Here is a 19,176-nt window from a genome sequence, read left to right as displayed (position 1 = left end):
CCAACCTGAAACAATAAGCTCTTGGATATGCGGTCCGGCGATCGATGCGGGCAGGGGATGTGGACGTGGCGATCCTGGGGCGATCCGGAAGCTGCGGATCCGTGTACAGCGGCTCAATCTAGACGCCGAGCGGACGGGCGACCAGCGTCTTGCGCAGGGGATATACCGCTGGGCGGCGTCGGACGCGGGCGGGAAGGGGTTGATCACGAGTGGTAGGGTCGCCGGCACACGGTCAAGTCGCCCTGCATCATGGGGCGATCAGCCCGGCGGCGTCACTGCGCCGCGGCTGCTGACCACACAGGGGTCCACCGTCTGATCGATGTTCGCTGCCGACAGTCAGTTGGTCATCGACCCCCGGCCTCCTGGCCTGCGCCGCGGTGCGGCGAATCTGGCGGGAAGGCTTCGGGGACCCTTCGGAGTGCATGACAGATGAGCCGAGAACCGTCCGGCACGACAGAAGACGAGGGAGAGGGCCCTGAGGGCACCCTCCAGCGGACCCGATCGACGACCGCAGGCGGGCGCGGACAGCCTTACGTCACTCCGCCGAAGCCCGCGATCATCACACCCAGGCCGGTCCCGGCAGGACCGGCGCACCGCGCTCGCTATGGTCGTCACGTGACCTCGAACCCCACTCCCCGCGACCACAACAAGGCGTCGGTTCTCGACGTCGTCCTCTCCCACGCGCCCCTGACCCGGAACCAGCTGATCGAGCTGACCGGTCTGAGCAAGGCCACGGTGTCCAGAGCGGTGGAGGAGCTCAGGGCCGACGGGTTCGTCGTCGACGGCGGAATGGACGAGGTCACCGGCCGCGGCCGTCGTTCCACCTATCTCGATCTGCCCGGCACGACCGGGCATGTCGCCGGCATCAGCTTCGGTGCGCAGACCACCGGTGTACTGGTGACCGACCTCAGGGGCCGCGAGGTGCACCACCTGGCTGTTCCCACCGCAGACCACCAGGAGGTCGAGGACGCCGCACGCTGGCTGGTCGACCTGATCGCCGAGGCCGCCGACTCCGCGCAGGGCCCGCTGCGTCAGATCGTCGCCGCGGTTCCCGGCCGGGTCCGGGGCGGCACGGAGATCTTCGGCCCCGCGGAGTCGATGAAGATCTTTGAGGGCTCCGGTCTTCACCGGGCCATCCAGGATCTCGTCGACGCCCCCGTGCTTCTCGACAGCGATGCCAACGCGGCCCTGCTCGGGATCCTCACGAACGACGCCACCATCTCCAATGCCGCGCTCTTCAGCGTCAGCACCATACTGAACTTCGCCAGTTGCACCGAGCACGAGCTGGCCCGGGGGAACACGCCCACCTTCGGCGACATCGGTGTGCTTTCCTCCGGGGCCGGCAACGAGATCCTCGACGAACTGCTGAGTACCAGGGGCCTTCTCAGGATCGCGCGTAAGCGCGGGCTCGAGCTCGAACGCATCGAGGACCTCTGGCTGGAGCCCCAGCCCGAGGGTCCGCGTGCCGAGGTGCTCGAGGCGTTCACGACGGCGATCGTCACTGCCGTCAGCGTCGTCGCAGTGACGCTGGACCCCGAGTCGGTCTACTTCGTGGGCCGTCTGCGTCCGCTCGTCGACGAAGTGGTTCCCGAGGTGCGCCGGCGACTGGAGCGGAGTCTTCCGGCGGTCCCGGAGATCAGGACGGTGCCGCATCTGATCGGTATCTCGACCGCGCAAGGGGCGGTCTACGCGTGCCTGACGATGGCTCAGGAAAGGCTGCACGAGGCGGTACTGGGGGCGCGCCGCCAGGGCCAGGCCGCCGAGCAGTCCCCGCCGGCCTTCTGAGCCGACGGCCGCTACGACCAGGGCAGGACCAGCGTGCCCCAGGCGACGACCGGGCCGAGGGCGACGATGCCGCCGGTGTAGCCGATGACCTGGCGGTAGAAGCGGCGGGGGTCCACCCCGCGGGCGTTGCTGAGGACGAGTGCGCCGTTGGTGGAGAAGGGAGAGGTGTCGACGATCGTCGTGGAGACGGCGAGAGCGGCGATCAGCCCGGCGGCGCTGAGGTGGCTGGAGAGCAGCAGCGGTACGGCGATCGGGATGATCGCGGTGAGGATCGCGGTGGATGAGGCGAAGGCGGAGGTGATGGCCACGGTGAAGCACAGCAGCAGGGCGACGGCGACCGGTGCGCCCAGGCCCGCCGCGTGCTCGGAGATGTTCTCGATGATGCCGGCCTTCTCCAGCATGGCGATGTAGGTCATCATGCCCGCGACCAGCAACAGGGTGGACCAGCTGACGCCGTCCACGGCCTTCTCCTGCCGCTTCATGTCCACCAGCGCCAGCAGGGCACCGGCCGCGAGGGCCAGGAAGCCGATCTCCAGATGGAAGCCGAGAGCACCGACCACGAGCGCCACCAGGCAGGCGAGGGTGAGCCACTGACGCCAGTCGGGCCTGCCGGACACGGCGAGGTCCTCGCCCACGGCCGTTTCCTCGGAGCCCTCGGCCGGTGGGGCGGGGCGCTTGGCGAGCAGCACGTACGTGAGTGCCGAGAGCACCAGGTTGATCAGGAAGCTGGCGCTGAACAACGTCACCGCGGAGACGTGCAGTTCGGTCTTGTCGACCAGGCCGAGCACCAGCGCACCGGACACGGCGAGCGGGGAGAACGCGCCCGCGTGTCCGCCGCTGATCACCATCATGCCGACGACCAGCGGGTTGAGCTTGTAGCGGTAGGCGAAGTTCATGCCGATCGGCGCGAGGATGGCGACCGCGGCAGGGGTGAAGGTGCCGAACGCCGTCAGCAGGGCGGCCACCAGGAACAGCACCCAGGGGATGAGCGCGACCTTGCCGCGCACCAGCCGTACCCCGGCCGCGACGAGCCAGTCGATGGTGCCGTTGCGGCGGGCGACGGAGAACAGGTAGGTGACCCCGACGATGGTGACGAAGAGCTTCGCCGGGAACCCCTCGAAGATCTCGTCCTCGGTGAGGCCGAGTGAGGCGGTGCCGACGGCGAAGGTGGCGACGAAGGCGAGGATGCCCAGGTTGATCGGCAGCATCGTGCCGACCACGAACATCACCAGCAGCGCGCCTATGGAGATCACTTCAGCAGACATCTTTGTCCTTGGTGCGATGGGGGAGGGGCGCGCCCGGGGGCGCGAGGGGTGTCCCGGTGCGGACGGCTGGGGGACCGGCCGACCGAGGTGATGTCCGTCCCGGTTCAGGCGGCTTGCGTGCGGCCGCTTTCCGGGACGTAGATACGGGCGTCGGCGAGCAGCCGTGCCGCGCGTTGCACGGTGACCCGCTGCGGCAGGCCGTCCCGTACGTCGGTGCAGCGGACCGCGACGATGCCGGCGGGTGTGCCGAGACGCAGCCATTCCTCGGGCGGGCCGCTTGCGGTCCGGCAGACCACGGAGCCCTCGACGAGCCCGGCCGCCGCGACGGCGACGGCGGAGGTCAGGCCGATCGCGGGGTGCGGGGCGTTCATGCTGAGCATGCGCACCGAGATGTCGTAGTCCCCGGCCGCGATCTGCTCGCCCAGGGTGGTGGTGTACGGCACCGGCGGGGCCACCAGGCCCACCTTGGGCACCGCGTCACCGGGTTCTTCGCCCGGCTTGAGCAGTCCCATCAGCGGTGCGGCGGTATGACGCACCGCGCGCAGCCAGGGCACGTCCGCGGCCATCCGTTCCAGTGGTTCGGCGGCAGTGCGTCCGGCGCCGAGGGCGTCGATGAGGACGACGGGTGCTCCGGCGTCCACCATGCTCACCCGTACCGGCTCGGCGGCAGCGATCGGCAGATCTTGCGCGGCCTGCCCGGTGGGGAGCAGTGAACCGGTGGAACCGCCGGCCGGATCGCGGAAGGTGAGGCCGACGGCGACCCCGCCGGCCCGGGTGCCGGGTACGGTCTGGCGGCCGAAGTGGTGCACGACGCCACCGGTGGTGTCCACCAGCCCTTCGAGGACCGCGCCGGTGTTGGTGTTGCGCATCACCACACGGGTCCGGTCGCCGGTGATGGCCACCATGCCTTTCGCCACCGCGTACAAGGCGACGCCTGTCGCGCAGTTGCCGCAGTTGCTCGTCCACTCGACCGAGCCGGTGCCGATGCCGACCTGGGCGAAGAGATAGTCCACGTCCACGCCGGGTTCGGGGGAGGCGCCGACCACCGCCGCCTTCGAGGTGGTGGGGGTCGCCCCGCCCACGCCGTCCAGTTCCACGGGATCGGTGGCGCCGTACGCGGAGACCAGCAGCTTCCCCAGTTCGGCACGGCCGGCGGGGACGTCGACCTGGTTGAACAGCCAGCACTTGCTGGTGCCGCCACGCACCAGGGTCGCGGGAGTGTGCACGTCTGAGCTCTTCCTTGGTCGACGGGGGGAGGGAAGGCCGGGGCGGTGGTTGCGGGCGCATTGCCGGCCGGTGAACCGCTCGGCGATTGCGGAGACCTTGGCAGAGGCGTGACTTCGGAACAATCGCAGTTCGCTTCACCTGGGTTTAGTTCAGCTAAAGTCGCAGGCATGCTGAACGTGCGCCGACTGCTGCTGCTGACCGAGGCCACCGAGCGCGGTTCGCTCACCGCCGCGGCCGGGGCGCTGGGCATGACCACCTCCGCCGCCTCCCAGCAGATGTCCCTGCTGGAGCAGGAGGCCGGGCAGCCCCTGATCGAGCGGCTGCCGCGCGGGATCCGCCCCACCCCGGCGGGTGCCGCGCTGGCCGAGCGCGGTCAGGCGATCCGCCGTGAACTGCGCGCGGCACAAGCCGACTTGGACTCCTTCACGGCCCTCGACCAGGGCACTTTGCGGCTCGGTTCCTTCCCCACGGCCAGCGCGTCCCTGCTGCCGCTCGCGCTCACCCGCTTCCGTCGCCGGCACACCGGCATCCGTATCGAGGTGCGTGCCGGGGTCCTCGCCGAGCTCCGGGAAATGCTGCACACCGGCGAGGTGGAGCAGGGGCTGCTCTGGGACTACGAGTGGAACCGCCTCGACGATCCGGCGCTCTCCCTCACCCACCTCCTGGACGACCCCACGGTGCTGGTCGTCCCCGCGGACTCACCGCTGCGCAGCCATCCCGCCGTGCGCCTCGGCGACCTCGCCGACCAGGAGTGGATCATCCGGGCCGACAACCACCCCGTCGCCGACGTCCTGCGCCGAAGCTGCCGCCAGGCGGGCTTCGAGCCGCGCATCGCCTACTCCTCGCACGACTACCAGGAGGCACAGGCCATGGTCGCCGCCGGGCTGGGCATCGCCCTTGCCCCTCGCCTGGCCCTCACCAGCCGCCGCAGCGACGTACGGCTCCTGCCGTTCGCCTCCGACGTACCGACGCCCACCCGCCGCATCCTCCTGGCCCGGGCCACGGCCCGTCCCGCCACCCCGCCCGCCCAGGCGATGGCCCGCGTCCTGCGCACGGTGGCGCAGCGGTTCACCGCCCCCGGGCTGCACCGGGCCCAGCTCGGTGCGGTACGGCGCGGCTGAGAAACGGAGCGGCCCATGTCCGGGCCGGCCGGTCGGCCGGTCTCGGGGACGGCTGCCGACCGCCTAGGGCAGGGCCTGCTCGGCCCAGATCACCTTGCCCTGCGGGGTGTAACGGGTGCCCCAGCGCTCAGCCATCTGCGACACCAGGAACAGGCCCCGGCCACCCTCGTCCGTCGACGCGGCGTACCGCAGATGCGGTGACGTGCTGCTGCCGTCGGCCACTTCGCAGATCAGCGTGCGGTCGCGGATCAGCCGCACATGGATCGGCCCGGACCCGTAGCGGATGGCGTTGGTGATGAGCTCGCTCAGGATGAGCTCCATGGCGAAGCCGAGCTCCGCCAGGCCCCATGCGTCGAGCCTTCGGGACACGGCGTCGCGCATGCCCGCGACGGCGGCGGGGTCCGGTGGTACGTCCCAGTCGGCGACCTGGTCGGGCGGCAGTTGCCGCGTGCGGGCGACGAGCAGGGCGACGTCGTCCTTGGGACGCTCGGGGAGCACACGGTCCAGCACGTCCCGGCAGGTCTCCTCGGGCGGTCGGCCGGGGTGGCCGGTGAGCACATCGCGCAGCAGCGCCATTCCCACGTCCAGGTCGCGCCTGCGGTCCTCGATGAGGCCGTCGGTGTACAGGACGAGCTGGGTCCCCTCGGCGAGGCACAGTTCCGCGGTCTGGAACGGCATGCCGCCGAGGCCAAGGGGCGGGCCGGCGGGCACGTCCGGGAAAGTGACGGTCCCGTCGGGCCGGACCAGCGCCGGGGCCAGATGCCCGGCCCGCGCCATGACGTAGCGGCGCGTCACGGGGTCGTAGATCCCGTACAGGCAGGTGGCACCCACGACACCCGCCGCGCTCTGAGTCGCCTCGTTCTGGTCGATGCTTCCGACCAGGTCGTCCAGATGGCTCAGCAACTCGTCGGGTGGCAGATCCAGGGCGGAGAAGTTGTGCACCGCGGTACGCAGCCGTCCCATCGTGGCGGCGGCGTGGAGGCCGTGACCGACCACGTCGCCGACGGCCAGCGCCACCCGGCCGCCCGGCATGGGGATCACGTCGAACCAGTCTCCGCCCACGCCCGACTGGGCGGGGAGGTAGCGGTAGGCGATGTCGAGGGCGCTCTGCTCGGGCATGGCCTGCGGCAGCAGACTGCGCTGGAGGGTGACGGCCAGGGCGTGCTCGCGGGTGTAGCGGCGGGCGTTGTCGATGCTGATCGCGGCACGGGCCACCAGCTCCTCCGCCAGTGACACGTCCTCCTCGTTGAAGGGCTCGTGCTGCCGCGTGCGCCAGAAGCTGGCCATGCCCAGCACGACGCCACGGGCCTGGATGGGGGCGGTGATGAGGGAGTGGATGCCGTAGTCGATGACCGCCTTGGCCCGCTCCGGGTCCTGCACGCGCCAGCCCGTGGCGGAGGGCAGATCGCTCACCAGCTGGGAGCGGCCGCTGCCGTAGCCGCGCGCATGGGGCGTGGAGGGAAGGTAGTCGAACAGCCGGCCCTGTTCCGTGAGCGGATGGTCGTCCACGATGCCCGACACCGCCGCGCGTCGCATGTCCGTCCCCGTGGGGGCCGGCTCCTCGCCGTGCAGGACGGCGTCGGCCAGGTCCACGGTGACGAAGTCCGCGAACCGGGGGATCGGGACCCGCGCCAGCTCGTCGGCAGTGCGCAGCACGTCCAGGGTGGTACCGATGTGGAGCCCGGCGTCGTACAGCAGCCTGAGCCGCTCCCGGGCCACCTCCGCCCGGCCCGTCACCGCCTGTAGCTCGGTGGAGTCGCGCAGGGTCACCACCGTTTCCCGGGGGCCGCCCTCGCGACCCGTTGGCCGCTGGTTGACCGCGAGCAACCGATCTCCGGCGAGGTGCACCTCGTCGGTGGCCTCGCGCCCGGAGGCGAGCAGCGCCCTCATCTCGGGATCGAGGCCCGGCAGTTCCGGGACGAGCCGCCCCTCGATGTCCGAGGGCAGCTCCAGCAGCCGTCTGGCCTCGTCGTTCGCCAGCATCAGCCGTCCGTCGGCGGCCACGATCAGCACCCCTTCCCGAACGGAGTGGAGCACGGTGTCGTGGTGCTCGTACATCAAGGTCATCTCGTCCGGGGCCAGGCTGTGAGTCTGCCGACGCAGCCGTCTGCCCAGCAGTGCCGTCACGCCGATGGACAACAGGAGCGCTCCGGCCCCGGCGCCCAGGATGATCGGTAGTTGCCGGGTCAACTGACTTTCGACGTTCTCGACCTTCATCCCGGCCGAGACGAGCCCGACGACCTCGCTGCCGGCGCCCTTGATCGGCACCGTGGCCTGCACCTCGCGACCGAGCGGGCCGTCGACGCTCTCCACGTAGAGCTTCCCCGCCAGCGACGGTGCGATCTCGCCCACGAACCGCTTTCCGATGCGGTCCGGCAAGGGGTGCGTGTACCGGATGCCCTCGGTGTCCATGACCACGATGAAGTCGACGTCGGCGGCCCGGCGTGCCGCTTCGGTGAGCGGCTGGAGGATCTTGCTGGGGTCAGGGGTCCGCAATGCCGCGCGGACACCCGGTGAGTGCGCGAAGGTCTGCGCCACGGCCGTGGAGCGGCGCCGCGCCTCGGCGCTGGTGTCCCGCTCCGACTGCAGGATGAGGGCGAAGACACCGCAGGCTACGAGCAGCACCACCAGGGCCACCTGGAAAACCAACACCTGCCCGGCCACGCTGCGCGGGCTCTTGCTGATCAGGCGCTTGACCGACAGGCGTCGAAAACGGGCGATAGGACTCGCCATGCGACCTTTCTAACACCGGTGATCCCGACTGGCCAGGGCGCGCCCCGGCCGGCCCGGCTGACCGCGGGCGTCTGGCCGGCCGTACCTCGCGTGGACTCGACCCCTCCAGGTACGGCCTCGACCCCTCCGGACGCGGCCGTGACCCCTCCGGGCAGGGCCGCCGGCCGCGCAATCTCGCGCAGGTCGCATGATCCCTCCGCGCCCCGTGTCCCATTAGGTCGATATGATGCTTTTTGTGATCTCGTCTGCACGGCTGTGGCGCCGTCGCCCCGCCTACAGCGGCCGATGGGAAGCCTCCAGGCTGTCGCCCCTGGTCCTGACCGTTCTCATCGCCGGCCTGGCGTTCTCCACACCCAGGGAGATCGCCTTCAGCCGCCTTCTGCCCGCCGCGCCCGCACTCGCGGCCGCGATGTGGCCCGTGCTCCCCACGATGGTGCTGGGGGCGTTCTGCTTCCTGCTCATGATCGTCCTCAGCTTCTTCCACACCGATCTGGGGACGCAGTACACCTCGGCCGCGATCATCGCCGTAACCTTGGCCGCCGCCTACGGCAGCCATGTACGGCTTCAGCGGGAGGAGACGCTCTTCCAGGTCCGTCTCGTCGCCGACGCGGTCCAGAAGGTGCTGCTACGCCCCCTGCCGCGCCGCATCGAGGGCATCGAGCTCGAATCGCTGTATCTGGCGGCCCAGGAACAGGCCAGGGTCGGCGGCGACTTCTACGAGGCGATCGGTACACCGCACGGGGTCCGGCTGCTCATAGGCGACGTACGAGGCAAGGGCCTGTCCGCGGTGGGGGCGGCCTCGGCGGTGATCAGCTGCTTCAGGGAGGCCGCCTACGACGAGCCCGACCTGCGGGGCATCGTCCACCGCCTGGAGACCACCGTCACGCGCCACAGCGCCGCATTCCCCGTCCAGGACCAGCCCGAGCACTTTGCCACGGCCCTGCTCGCCGAGATCCCGCACGACGGCGACCGGCTCCTGATTCTCAACTGCGGGCATCCCCCGCCGCTGATCGCGCATTGCGGCAAGGTCCGCATCCTGGAGCCCACCCTCCCCTCCCCGCCCCTCAACCTCGCAGCGCTCATCGGTGACCGCTACTGGGTCGACATCGTCCCCTTCGCCCCGGGCGACCGATTGCTGCTCTACACGGATGGCGTATCCGAGACCCGGGACCATGCCGGGCGGTTCTTCCCGTTGCCGGACTGGATGCGGCGGCAGGACACGGAGCGCCCCCGCGAGCTGCTCGACCGGCTGCACGGGGATCTGCTTCAGCACAGCGGCGGAAGGCTCGGCGACGACATCGCGGCCCTCGCGCTGAGACGCACCACCGCGCAGGACAGGGGAGCCCTCGGCGCCGCGGACTGAATCCCGGTGCCGGGTGGAGGACCTCCTGTGTCACACGGGAGCCCGGGACCCCCGGATCGGCGTGGGCGCTCACTGCCGTGATGCCGCTCCTCTGGATCCGTCCGCCTGACAGGTTTCCGGAGCCGACCCCGCTCCTGGTCGCTGCTCAGCCCGTGTGCAGGACGCGCAGGCGGTCCGGCTGTGCCGGATCCCGGTCGACGACCTGGATCGGGGCGCCGGCCCACTGCCACACATCGATGCCCGGCACGCGGGAGAACCGGATCTGCCCGCGCGTGCCGTCGGCCGCGGCACGCGGCCAGGGTGCCGCGATGCGCGACCGGTCGGTGCCGTGAGCACGGAGCACCTCGGCGAGGAGGGTGACCGTGTCGTAGCCCTCGAAGGCGACGAAGGAGGGCGCTTCGGCCAAGTGCTCGCGCAGGGCCGCCCCGACCCGTGCGCCGAGGGGGGTGAGCCGCTCGGGCAGGTAGCGCAGGAACGGGATTCCGGCACCGTCGACGCCCAGCAGAGCCGCCCACTCGGTGAACTCGGGTTGCCCGGCCGGAGCGCCGATCAGGAGCTGCGCGAGGCGCGGGTCGCGGCGGACGGACCTGACGATCGACACCGCCGGATCCGGAAGGCCGGCCAGCACGAGGAGGACTGTGGCGCGCTGGTCGACCAGCTCGTCGCACACGGCCGCGGGGGAGAGGGCGCGCGCGTCGAGTTCGACGACGCTGCCGCCGCGTGGAGTGACGTACTCCCGCAGAACGCGGGCCCCGGACGCCCAGTAGACACTCGGCTCGGCCGCCACGGCGATCCGGTCGCGGCCCGCGCGGAGGAGAAAGTCCGCGTAGACCTGCCAGCCGCGGGACTGCGGCGGGGAGAGGCGCGCGACCCAGTCCGTCGGCCGGTCGGTGAGCGCGTCGAGAACCGCCGACGAGCAGAGGAACGGCAGGCCGAGGGCGTCGGCCCGGGTGGCGGCGGCGCGCGCGACGACACTGTGGTACTCACCCGCCAGAGCCGCCACGCCAAGGCGGGTCAGTTCCTCGACCGCAGCCTCGGCCTGCCGCGGATCAGCCGCGGTGTCCCGGACGACGAGTTCGAGCGGTGTCCCGGCGATTCCACCGCCGTCATTGACGTCGCGAACGGCCGATTCGAGCCCGGCGAGCAGGTGTCGGCCCGCCTGGACCCAGCCGGGCCGAGTCAGCGGGACGAGGGCGCCGATCCGGACGGACTCGCCGGGATCGCCGAGGGGCATGGCCCGGTCGTACGGCTGCATGTCGTCTCGCCGCGTCGGGCGCTGGTGTTCGGCCATGCCGGCCATTGCATACACCCCGCCGCCGGCAGGCAACCGGTTTGGTGAGGGCTACTGGGCGACCGGTTTCCTGATGCGGTCCGTCTCGTCCTGGACGAGCAGGGAGAGCAGGGAAGCCACGGACAGGCCGGCTTCGGCCGGGTGGCGCAGCACCTTGTCCGGCTCGATGCGGTAGTTGTTCGTGCGCCCGTCCCGGGTGTGGGACAGGTAACCGTCCTGCTCCAGGTCGGAGATGATCCGCGAGACCGCGCGCTCCGTGAGCCGGCAGCGGGCGGCGATGTCGCGGATGCGGGCGTTCGGGTTGTCGGCAATGGCTGCCAGAACGCGCGCGTGGCTGGTGATGAACGTCCATCCGGTGTGGGACTCGGGCACTCCGACCATGCGCAGCATTTTAAGGGACACCGTTGCCGGAACGTAGATACGTGACATACTTTTCATGCAACAGATGACGTGCTCCCGTTCGGGAGAGCCAGACAAGGAGCTCGAAGGTGCCCTGGGAAGAGGCCGGTATGCCCGCGCTCACGCGTGACACCGGTGCCATGCCGCTGCCGCAGCGGGCCCCCGCGCTCACCCCTCCGGGGGCTGCCCTGTCGCAGTACGGCCGGCACGGAGCCCGGGTCGTCGTCGCCCGTGGCGCCTACGACATGGACTCGATCACGCCCTTGGCGGACGCGCTGGACGCCGCGGTCAGGGAGTGCCCGAAGGTGATCCTGGACGCCTCCGGCATCACCTTCGCGGATTCGACGCTGCTGAACCTGCTGATCCTCACCCACCAGGCGGGCACCCTGCGCGTGGTCGCGCCGTCACCGCAGCTCCAACGGCTCTGTGAGATCACCGGAGTCGACAGCATCCTGGAGACACGGGATTCGGTCGATGACGCAGCCGTCTCCTGAGCCGCCTCGGCGTGCTCACGTCTTCTTCACAGAAGAGGGCCGGCGGCATAGCCTGCCAAAGATCCGTCCGGCAGCGGCGGAGACAGGCCTCGCCCTGGCGTGTGCGGCACTGCCGTAGACCTTGATCCAGGCGTCGCCTGAAGGGCTCGGGACAGGGTGTCGCTGTTCGGCCGAGGGCGGCGGCTCCTGCTTTGTTCAGGGCTTGAAACGTGGGTTAACCTGCGGCGTATTTCCACATCACATACACATCCGTGACGGCGGAGATACATGCACGACAACCGGGCCGCCCATCGGCCCGGGGGTTCCGAGTTCTCGGATTCCGAGGGCTCTTGGGGAGCGGAACGAGGGTGCGCATGACCAGCGACAGCACGGGCGTCGTCGATGCGGTGCCGGGCGACCAGGAGTTGCGACGACTGCTGGCCGGCCTGACAGCCGTACGCGACGGGGACTTCGGCACCCGGCTGCCGGACGACGCGGACGGCCTCATGGGCGACATCGCCAAGGTCTTCAACGGCATGGTCGACCAGCTGTCCGTGTTCACCTCCGAAGTCACCCGTGTCGCCCGCGAGGTCGGCACCGAGGGCACGCTCGGCGGTCAGGCGGAGGTGCCGGGCGTCTCGGGCACCTGGGCCGACCTCACCGACTCGGTCAACGCCATGGCCGGCAACCTGACCACCCAGGTCCGCGACATCGCCCAGGTGGCCACGGCGGTGGCCAAGGGCGACCTCTCGCAGAAGATCGACGTGCCCGCCCGCGGCGAGATCCTCCAGCTGAAGGAGACCGTCAACACGATGGTCGACCAGCTGTCCGCGTTCGCCGACGAGGTCACGCGCGTCGCCCGCGAGGTGGGCAGCGAGGGACGGCTCGGCGGGCAGGCCCAAGTGCCGGGCGTGGCCGGGGTCTGGCGCGATCTGACCGACTCCGTGAACCACATGGCGGGCAACCTCACCAGCCAGGTCCGCTCCATCGCCCAGGTCACCACGGCGGTCGCCGAGGGCGACCTGTCGCAGAAGATCACCGTGGACGCGCGGGGCGAGATCCTGGAGCTGAAGAGCACCATCAACACGATGGTCGACCAGCTGTCCGCGTTCGCCGACGAGGTCACGCGCGTCGCCCGCGAGGTCGGCACCGAAGGCCGCCTCGGCGGCCAGGCGGACGTCAAGGGCGTCAAGGGCACCTGGCGCGACCTCACCGACTCGGTGAACTTCATGGCGGGCAACCTCACGGGTCAGGTCCGCAACATCGCCCTGGTGGCCACGGCGGTGGCCAAGGGCGACCTGTCGCAGAAGATCACCGTGGACGCGCGGGGCGAGATCCTGGAGCTGAAGAGCACCATCAACACGATGGTCGACCAGCTGTCCGCGTTCGCCGACGAGGTCACGCGCGTCGCCCGCGAGGTCGGCACCGAAGGCCGCCTCGGCGGCCAGGCCCAGGTGCGCGGTGTGTCGGGCACCTGGAAGGACCTCACCGACAACGTCAACGTGATGGCGTCGAACCTGACCGGCCAGGTCCGCTCCATCGCCCAGGTCGCCACCGCCGTGGCGCGCGGCGACCTGTCGCAGCGCATCACCGTGGAGGCCGCGGGCGAGGTCGCGGCGCTGGCCGAGGTCATCAACACGATGGTCGACACGCTGTCGGCCTTCGCCGACGAGGTCACGCGTGTCGCCCGCGAGGTGGGTACCGAGGGGCGCCTCGGCGGCCAGGCGCACGTGCCGAACGTCGCCGGCACCTGGAAGGACCTCACCGACAACGTCAACTCCATGGCCAACAACCTCACCGGCCAGGTGCGCAACATCGCGCTGGTGACGACCGCGGTGGCCCGGGGCGACCTGTCGAAGAAGATCGACGTGGACGCCCGCGGCGAGATCCTCGAACTCAAGACGACGATCAACACGATGGTCGACCAGCTGTCCGCGTTCGCCGACGAGGTCACCCGCGTCGCCCGCGAGGTCGGCACCGAAGGACGCCTCGGCGGACAGGCCGAGGTCGAGGGCGTCTCCGGCACCTGGAAGCGCCTCACGGAGAACGTCAACGAACTGGCGGGCAACCTGACCCGTCAGGTCCGCGCCATCGCCGAGGTCACCAGCGCCGTCGCCGAGGGCGACCTGACCCGGTCGATCAACGTGGAGGCGTCCGGCGAGGTCGCCGAACTCAAGGACAACATCAACTCGATGGTGGAGTCCCTGCGCGAGACCACCCGGGCCAACCAGGAGCAGGACTGGCTCAAGACGAACCTCGCCCGGATCTCGAGCCTGATGCAGGGCCACCGCGACCTGCCCGTGGTCGCCGAGCTGATCATGGACGAGCTGGTCCCGCTGGTGTCGGCCCAGTACGGAGCCTTCTACCTCGCCGAGGACGGCGACGACGGGCCCGAACTGCGGCTCGTCGGCTCCTACGGCTACCCGGAGGAGAGCACCAGGCCCGCCCGCATCGCCTTCGGCCGCACCCTGGTCGGACAGGCCGCGCGCAGCCGGCGCACCATCATGGTGGAGGAGCTGCCGGACGGCTACGTCACCATCTCCTCGGGCCTCGGCCAGGTGGTGCCGTCCGCGCTGGTGCTGCTGCCCATCGTGGTGGAGGGCCAGGTCCTCGGCGTCATCGAGCTGGCGTCGGTCACACGCTTCACCCAGATCCACCGGGACTTCCTCGCCCAGCTGATGGAGACCATCGGCGTCAACGTCAACACCATCGTGGCCAACGCCCGCACCGACGAACTGCTGGTCGAGTCGCAGCGCCTCACGGTCGAACTCCAGGCCCGCTCCACGGAGTTGCAGGTGCAGCAGGAGGAACTGCAGCGCTCCAACGCGGAACTGGAGGAGAAGGCCTCGCTGCTGGCGGCGCAGAACCGGGACATCGAGGCGAAGAACCTGCAGATCGAGCAGGCCCGCCAGGAACTGGAGACCCGCGCCCAGCAACTGTCGCTGGCCTCGAAGTACAAGTCGGAGTTCCTGGCCAACATGAGCCACGAACTGCGCACCCCGCTCAACAGCCTGCTCATCCTGGCCCAGTTGCTGGCACAGAACCCGTCCCGCAACCTCACGCCCAAGCAGGTCGAGTACGCGCAGATCATCCACTCCGCCGGTTCCGATCTGCTCCAGCTGATCAACGACATCCTCGACCTGTCGAAGGTCGAGGCCGGAAAGATGGACGTCACACCCGAGCGGGTGACACTGCGGCAGCTCATCGACTACGTCGAGGCCACCTTCCGGCCCATGACGACGCAGAAGAGCCTGGACTTCACGGTGACGACCGCCCCCGGCGCGCCCGCGGACGTGCTCACGGACGACTCCCGGCTGCGTCAGGTGCTGCGCAACCTCCTGTCGAACGCCGTGAAGTTCACCGAGCAGGGCGGCGTGGAGCTGAGCATCGAGCCCGCGTCGGACGACGAGGTGCCCGCGGGCGTGGTCCGGGGCGCCGCCGTGGTCGCCTTCCGCGTCAAGGACACCGGAATCGGCATCCCCGAGCAGCATCTGGAGACGATCTTCGGCGCCTTCCAGCAGGCGGACGGCACGACGAGCCGCAAGTACGGCGGCACCGGCCTGGGCCTGTCCATCACCCGCGAGATCGCCCAACTGCTCGGCGGCGCCGTCACGGTGCACAGCACGCCCGGCCAGGGCAGCACCTTCACCCTCTTCCTGCCCGTGGCCCGCCCCGACTTCGAGGAACTGCTCAGCCACGGCAGAACCCTGGAGCGGGTCCCGGCGGACCCCGTGCCGGAGGGGCTGGCCGGTTCGGTGCCGGTGCCCCAGATCGGGCCCGGCCCCCGGCCCCGGCGCCTGCTCGTCGTGGAGGAGCGCTCGCGCGGTCTGCTGACCCTCGTCGCGGAAAGCGTGGTCGCCGACCTGACACACGGCCGCGCCGACGGTGCTCAGCGGCCCGCGGTCGACATCATCACCGCCGTCGGAGCGCAGGAGGCGGCCGGTGCGCTGGCGTCCGAGCCGTGCCACTGCGTCGTCCTGGAACTGGGCATGCGCGACGACGAGGCGTCCCGCTTCCTCCAGGCCCTGGAGGGCGACTCGGCGCTGACGAGCGTGCCGGTGCTGGTGCACAGCAGCCATCCCACGGACGTGCCCCTGGACGAGACGCTGCGTTCCCGCTCGGCGGACGGTGCGCTGGAGCTGCTGTCCAGCCTCGACGAGCTGCGCGAGCGCATCGCCCTGCACCTGTCCGCCGAGGAGCCCGGCGACGTGCTGTCCCTCGTCCGGACCGAAGGGCCGCAGCATCTGACGCCGCCCTCCGTCGACGACGCTTCGGCCGGCCGCACCGTCCTCGTCGTCGACGACGACGCGCGGAACCTCTTCGCGCTGAGCGGGATCCTGGAGCTGCAGGGCTTCCGGGTCCTGCACGCCGAGAACGGGCGCAGAGGCATCGAGACGCTGGTGAACAATCCGGACATCGCCATCGTGCTGATGGACGTGATGATGCCGGAGATGGACGGCTACACCGCGACGGCCGAGATCCGGCGGATGCCGCAGTACGCGGAACTGCCCATCATCGCCGTCACGGCGAAGGCGATGCCGGGCGACCGGGACAAGAGCCTCGCCTCCGGGGCCAGCGACTACGTCACCAAGCCCGTCGACACGCGCGACCTCATGGCCTGCGTCCGCCGCTGGCTGCCCGCATGAGCACCCCGGCGCCCGGCCCGCCGACCGGCGGACCGGGCGCCCCGCAGCGCCTGTCGTTCCGCGCCCCAGGGCGCTCCAGCCGAGGAGCATCCACACCGTGAGCATGTCCGAGCAGCCGCGCGAACCGGGTCAGGACGGTGAGCCGGAGCGCCACTCGGCCACCGGACCCGGGTCTGCCCCGCCGTCGGTGACGTCCGATGCCGGGCCTCCGGCCACCGACGCCGGGCCTCCGGCCGCCGACGAGGAGCCGAAGACCTCCGACGAGGAGGCGAATGCCGCCGACGCGCGGTCCGAGACCTCCGACGGTGACGTGGCGGCGCCCTACGAGAACGAGGCGGGGCCCGACGGGCTGCCGTGGGCTTCGCCGGGCGAGTCGTGGGCCTCCGACGACCCGCCCGCCGACCTCATCGAGGACCTGTCGTCCGCTTCCCCGGTGGGCCGGCTCGCCGCCACCGTGGAGCGGCTCAGCCGGGAGGTACGGGCCGCCCAGGCGGAGGCCGAAGGGCGTGCCCTGATCGAGCTCGCCAAGGGTGTCCTCGTCGAACGGCTGAAGTGCGGGCCGGCCCAAGCCGCCCGGCAGCTCGCCCAGTTGGCCGAGCAGGCTCAGGTCACCCCCCTGGAACTCGCCGTCGACGTCATCAACCAGGCCGCCCGGGACCGGATGTCGGAGGTGACGGACGCCTTCCTCGCCGCCACCCGGGCCGCCGACGAGGCCGAGACCGAATCGGCCGCCGTACGTCTGCGCGCGGCCGAGAGCGGCGTCCTGGCGGCGGACGACGCCCAGGCCGTCGCCGACGCCCTGCTGGAGCAGGCGCTGCGCCCCCTCGGCGCCGTGGCCGTGGCCATATGGGCCGCGGGCGCCGACGGTTCGCTCACCCTCGCGGGCAGCGCCGGCTTCTCCCCGGCCGAGGCCGCGCGCTGGCGTTACGTCCCGCCGGACGTGGTGACCGTGGCCCGGCGGGGCCTCATCGAGCGCGAGGGGCAGTGGATCACCACCCTCGGCGCGACCGGGCTGCCCACCATCGGCCTGCACCACCATCCGGACGGCGGCCGGGTTGCCCTGCCCGCCGGCACCGGCGGCCGCATCCACGGCGTGCTGGAGATCGCCTGGCCGGACCCGCTCTCGCCCCAGCCCCCGCAGATCGTCCGCCAGGTGGAGGCGCTGGCCGAACTGTGCGCCCACACACTGGAGACGCACACGCCGTCCCAGGGCGCGGCCCACGAGCCGAGAGTCCTGCCGGACGCCGCCGAGCTGATGGACCTGGCCGACGGACTGCACGACCCCGCCCTCGTCCTGGTGCCGCACCTCGACGGCGACGGACACCTGGTGGACTTCCGCATCCAGCACGTCAACAGCCGGTTCCTGGACCCGGCGGGCAGGCCACGGGCGGTCGTGAACGGCGCCCTGCTCCTGGAGGCCTATCCGATGGCCGCCGGGGACAGCGAGCTGTTCCAGCGCGTCGAGCGGGTCTACGCCACCGGTGAGCCCTTCCGGGCCCGCCGCATGAACCTCACCGCCCTCGTCGACCAGGTTCCCCTCTCCGCGGTGGCCGACATCAGCATCAGCCGCCACGGCATGTCCGTGCTCCTCATCTGGCGCATCGAGGACGAGGCGGCGCGACTGGCGAGCCTGCTCCAGCACGCCCAGCGGCTCGGCCGCATCGGCGGGTTCGAGGAGAACGTGCTCACCGGCGAGATCACCTGGAACGGGCAGCTGTTCGACCTCTACGGACGCCCGCAGACGAGCACCCCGGTCCCCCTGGAGGAGCTGCCGGCCCACGCCCACCCGGACGACGGCGTCTCCATCCGCCGCTTCCTGCGCACGCTGCTGCACCATCGGCGGCCGGCGGCCGCCGCTTTCCGGCTCCAGCGGCCGGACGGCGTGACCCGGCACATCCGGATCGTCGCCGAACCGGTGCTCGACACCGACGACCGGCTGCTCCTGGTGCGCGGCGCCTGCCAGGACATCTCGGCCCAGCACTGGACCGAGGTGGCGCTCGCCGCAACCCGTGACCAGCTGGCGCACACCGAGCAGCAGGCCACCGAACGCAACCGGCTGACCCTGCAGCTGCAGCACGCGATCATGCCTCCCACCCAGGCACCGTTGCAGGTGGCCGGGCTCCAGGTCGCCGTCCGCTACCGGCCCGCGGAGACCGAGCAGCTGGTGGGCGGTGACTGGTACGACGCCGTCGTCCTGCCGTCCCGCAAGGTGCTGCTGTGCGTGGGGGACGTGGCCGGGCACGGCATCGAGGCCGCCACCAGCATGGTCGTCCTGCGCAACGCGCTGCGCGGCCTCGCGGTGACCGGCGCCGGGCCGGGCCAGTTGCTGTCCTGGCTGAACATCGTGGCGCACCACCTGACCGGCGCCGTCACCGCGACGGCGGTGTGCGGACTGTACGACCCCGTCCGGCGGACACTGCGCTGGGCCCGCGCGGGACATCTGCCGCCCGTTCTCGTCCGGGACACCGAAGCTGCCCCCCTGCCCCTGGTCAAGGGCCTGCTGCTGGGCGCCGTCCCCGAGGCCGTCTACGAGGAGACCGAACTCCAACTGGAGCCTGAGGACACCCTGTTGATGTACACGGACGGCCTGGTCGAACGCCGTGACCGGCCCGTGGAGGAGTCCCTGACCCACCTCCTGACCACCGCCCGCACGGCCCCCAGCACACTCGACCAGCAACTGGACCGCCTCCTGACCTACAGCAAGTCGGACACCGACGACGACACGTGCATCGTGGGCATCCGGGTCGGATGAGGGACGCGAGTCCCGAAGGAGCGGACGGTCTCCCTCCGCGCGGCGCTCACCCCGGCTGTCACAGATCCGGGCCCCGCCCTGTCTCTCCGGGGGTACGAGGAGTGGCTGAAGCGGAACTGAC

General features: G+C 71.0%; 11 protein-coding genes. 6 read left to right on the top strand and 5 right to left on the bottom strand.

The genetic code is table 11. From position 1 onward, the window contains the following. Positions 1 to 615 precede the first annotated feature (615 nt). Positions 616 to 1,785 carry an ROK family transcriptional regulator gene (locus tag RFN52_RS03375; protein ID WP_184842105.1) on the top strand — a complete coding sequence of 390 codons (1,170 nt, stop codon included), beginning with the start codon at positions 616 to 618 and terminating at the stop codon, positions 1,783 to 1,785. 11 nt (positions 1,786 to 1,796) lie between these two features. On the opposite strand, the gene RFN52_RS03370 is transcribed toward RFN52_RS03375, so the two are convergent. Together RFN52_RS03370 and RFN52_RS03365 are read right to left on the bottom strand one after the other, a co-directional pair. Next, entirely contained in the window at positions 1,797 to 3,038 is a 1,242-nt protein-coding gene (locus RFN52_RS03370) for an SLC13 family permease (RefSeq protein WP_184853771.1), read from the bottom strand. Positions 3,039 to 3,154: 116 nt separating this feature from the next. After that, the gene (locus RFN52_RS03365) at positions 3,155 to 4,276 is read right to left on the bottom strand and encodes a PrpF domain-containing protein (RefSeq protein ID WP_184842102.1); all 1,122 of its coding nucleotides are present in this window, start codon (positions 4,274 to 4,276) and stop codon (positions 3,155 to 3,157) included. Positions 4,277 to 4,444: 168 nt separating this feature from the next. On the opposite strand from RFN52_RS03365, the gene RFN52_RS03360 reads away from it, so the two are divergent. Next, a complete protein-coding gene (locus RFN52_RS03360; protein WP_184842100.1) occupies positions 4,445 to 5,398 on the top strand; it encodes a LysR family transcriptional regulator in 954 nt (317 codons plus the stop codon). Positions 5,399 to 5,461: 63 nt separating this feature from the next. Here RFN52_RS03360 and RFN52_RS03355 read toward each other — a convergent pair whose 3' ends face one another. Beyond that, the gene (locus RFN52_RS03355) at positions 5,462 to 8,131 is read right to left on the bottom strand and encodes a SpoIIE family protein phosphatase (protein ID WP_184842098.1); all 2,670 of its coding nucleotides are present in this window, start codon (positions 8,129 to 8,131) and stop codon (positions 5,462 to 5,464) included. A gap of 235 nt (positions 8,132 to 8,366) precedes the next feature. Here RFN52_RS03355 and RFN52_RS03350 point away from each other — a divergent pair, with 235 nt between their 5' ends. Further along, a complete protein-coding gene (locus tag RFN52_RS03350) occupies positions 8,367 to 9,494 on the top strand; it encodes a PP2C family protein-serine/threonine phosphatase (protein ID WP_373308621.1) in 1,128 nt (375 codons plus the stop codon). Positions 9,495 to 9,639: 145 nt separating this feature from the next. On the opposite strand, the gene RFN52_RS03345 is transcribed toward RFN52_RS03350, so the two are convergent. Continuing rightward, complete coding sequence (locus RFN52_RS03345) at positions 9,640 to 10,749, bottom strand: ABC transporter substrate-binding protein (RefSeq protein ID WP_229857061.1); 1,110 nt, start codon at positions 10,747 to 10,749, stop codon at positions 9,640 to 9,642. An 87-nt stretch (positions 10,750 to 10,836) separates the two neighbouring features. After that, entirely contained in the window at positions 10,837 to 11,166 is a 330-nt protein-coding gene (locus RFN52_RS03340) for a helix-turn-helix transcriptional regulator (RefSeq protein WP_184842089.1), read from the bottom strand. Between the two features lie 107 nt (positions 11,167 to 11,273). Here RFN52_RS03340 and RFN52_RS03335 point away from each other — a divergent pair, with 107 nt between their 5' ends. The 3 genes from RFN52_RS03335 (at position 11,274) to RFN52_RS03325 (ending at position 19,055) form a co-directional block, all read left to right on the top strand. Then, entirely contained in the window at positions 11,274 to 11,678 is a 405-nt protein-coding gene (locus RFN52_RS03335; RefSeq protein ID WP_229857048.1) for an STAS domain-containing protein, read from the top strand. Positions 11,679 to 12,031: 353 nt separating this feature from the next. Beyond that, the gene (locus tag RFN52_RS03330) at positions 12,032 to 16,303 is read left to right on the top strand and encodes a HAMP domain-containing protein (RefSeq protein ID WP_184842086.1); all 4,272 of its coding nucleotides are present in this window, start codon (positions 12,032 to 12,034) and stop codon (positions 16,301 to 16,303) included. Positions 16,304 to 16,406: 103 nt separating this feature from the next. Beyond that, complete coding sequence (locus tag RFN52_RS03325) at positions 16,407 to 19,055, top strand: SpoIIE family protein phosphatase (RefSeq protein ID WP_229857062.1); 2,649 nt, start codon at positions 16,407 to 16,409, stop codon at positions 19,053 to 19,055. Positions 19,056 to 19,176: the final 121 nt, after the last annotated feature.

Origin of the sequence: Streptomyces collinus, from assembly GCF_031348265.1 — a bacterium.
Classification (GTDB): domain Bacteria; phylum Actinomycetota; class Actinomycetes; order Streptomycetales; family Streptomycetaceae; genus Streptomyces; species Streptomyces collinus.
This window is presented reverse-complemented; position numbering and strand designations above follow the sequence as displayed.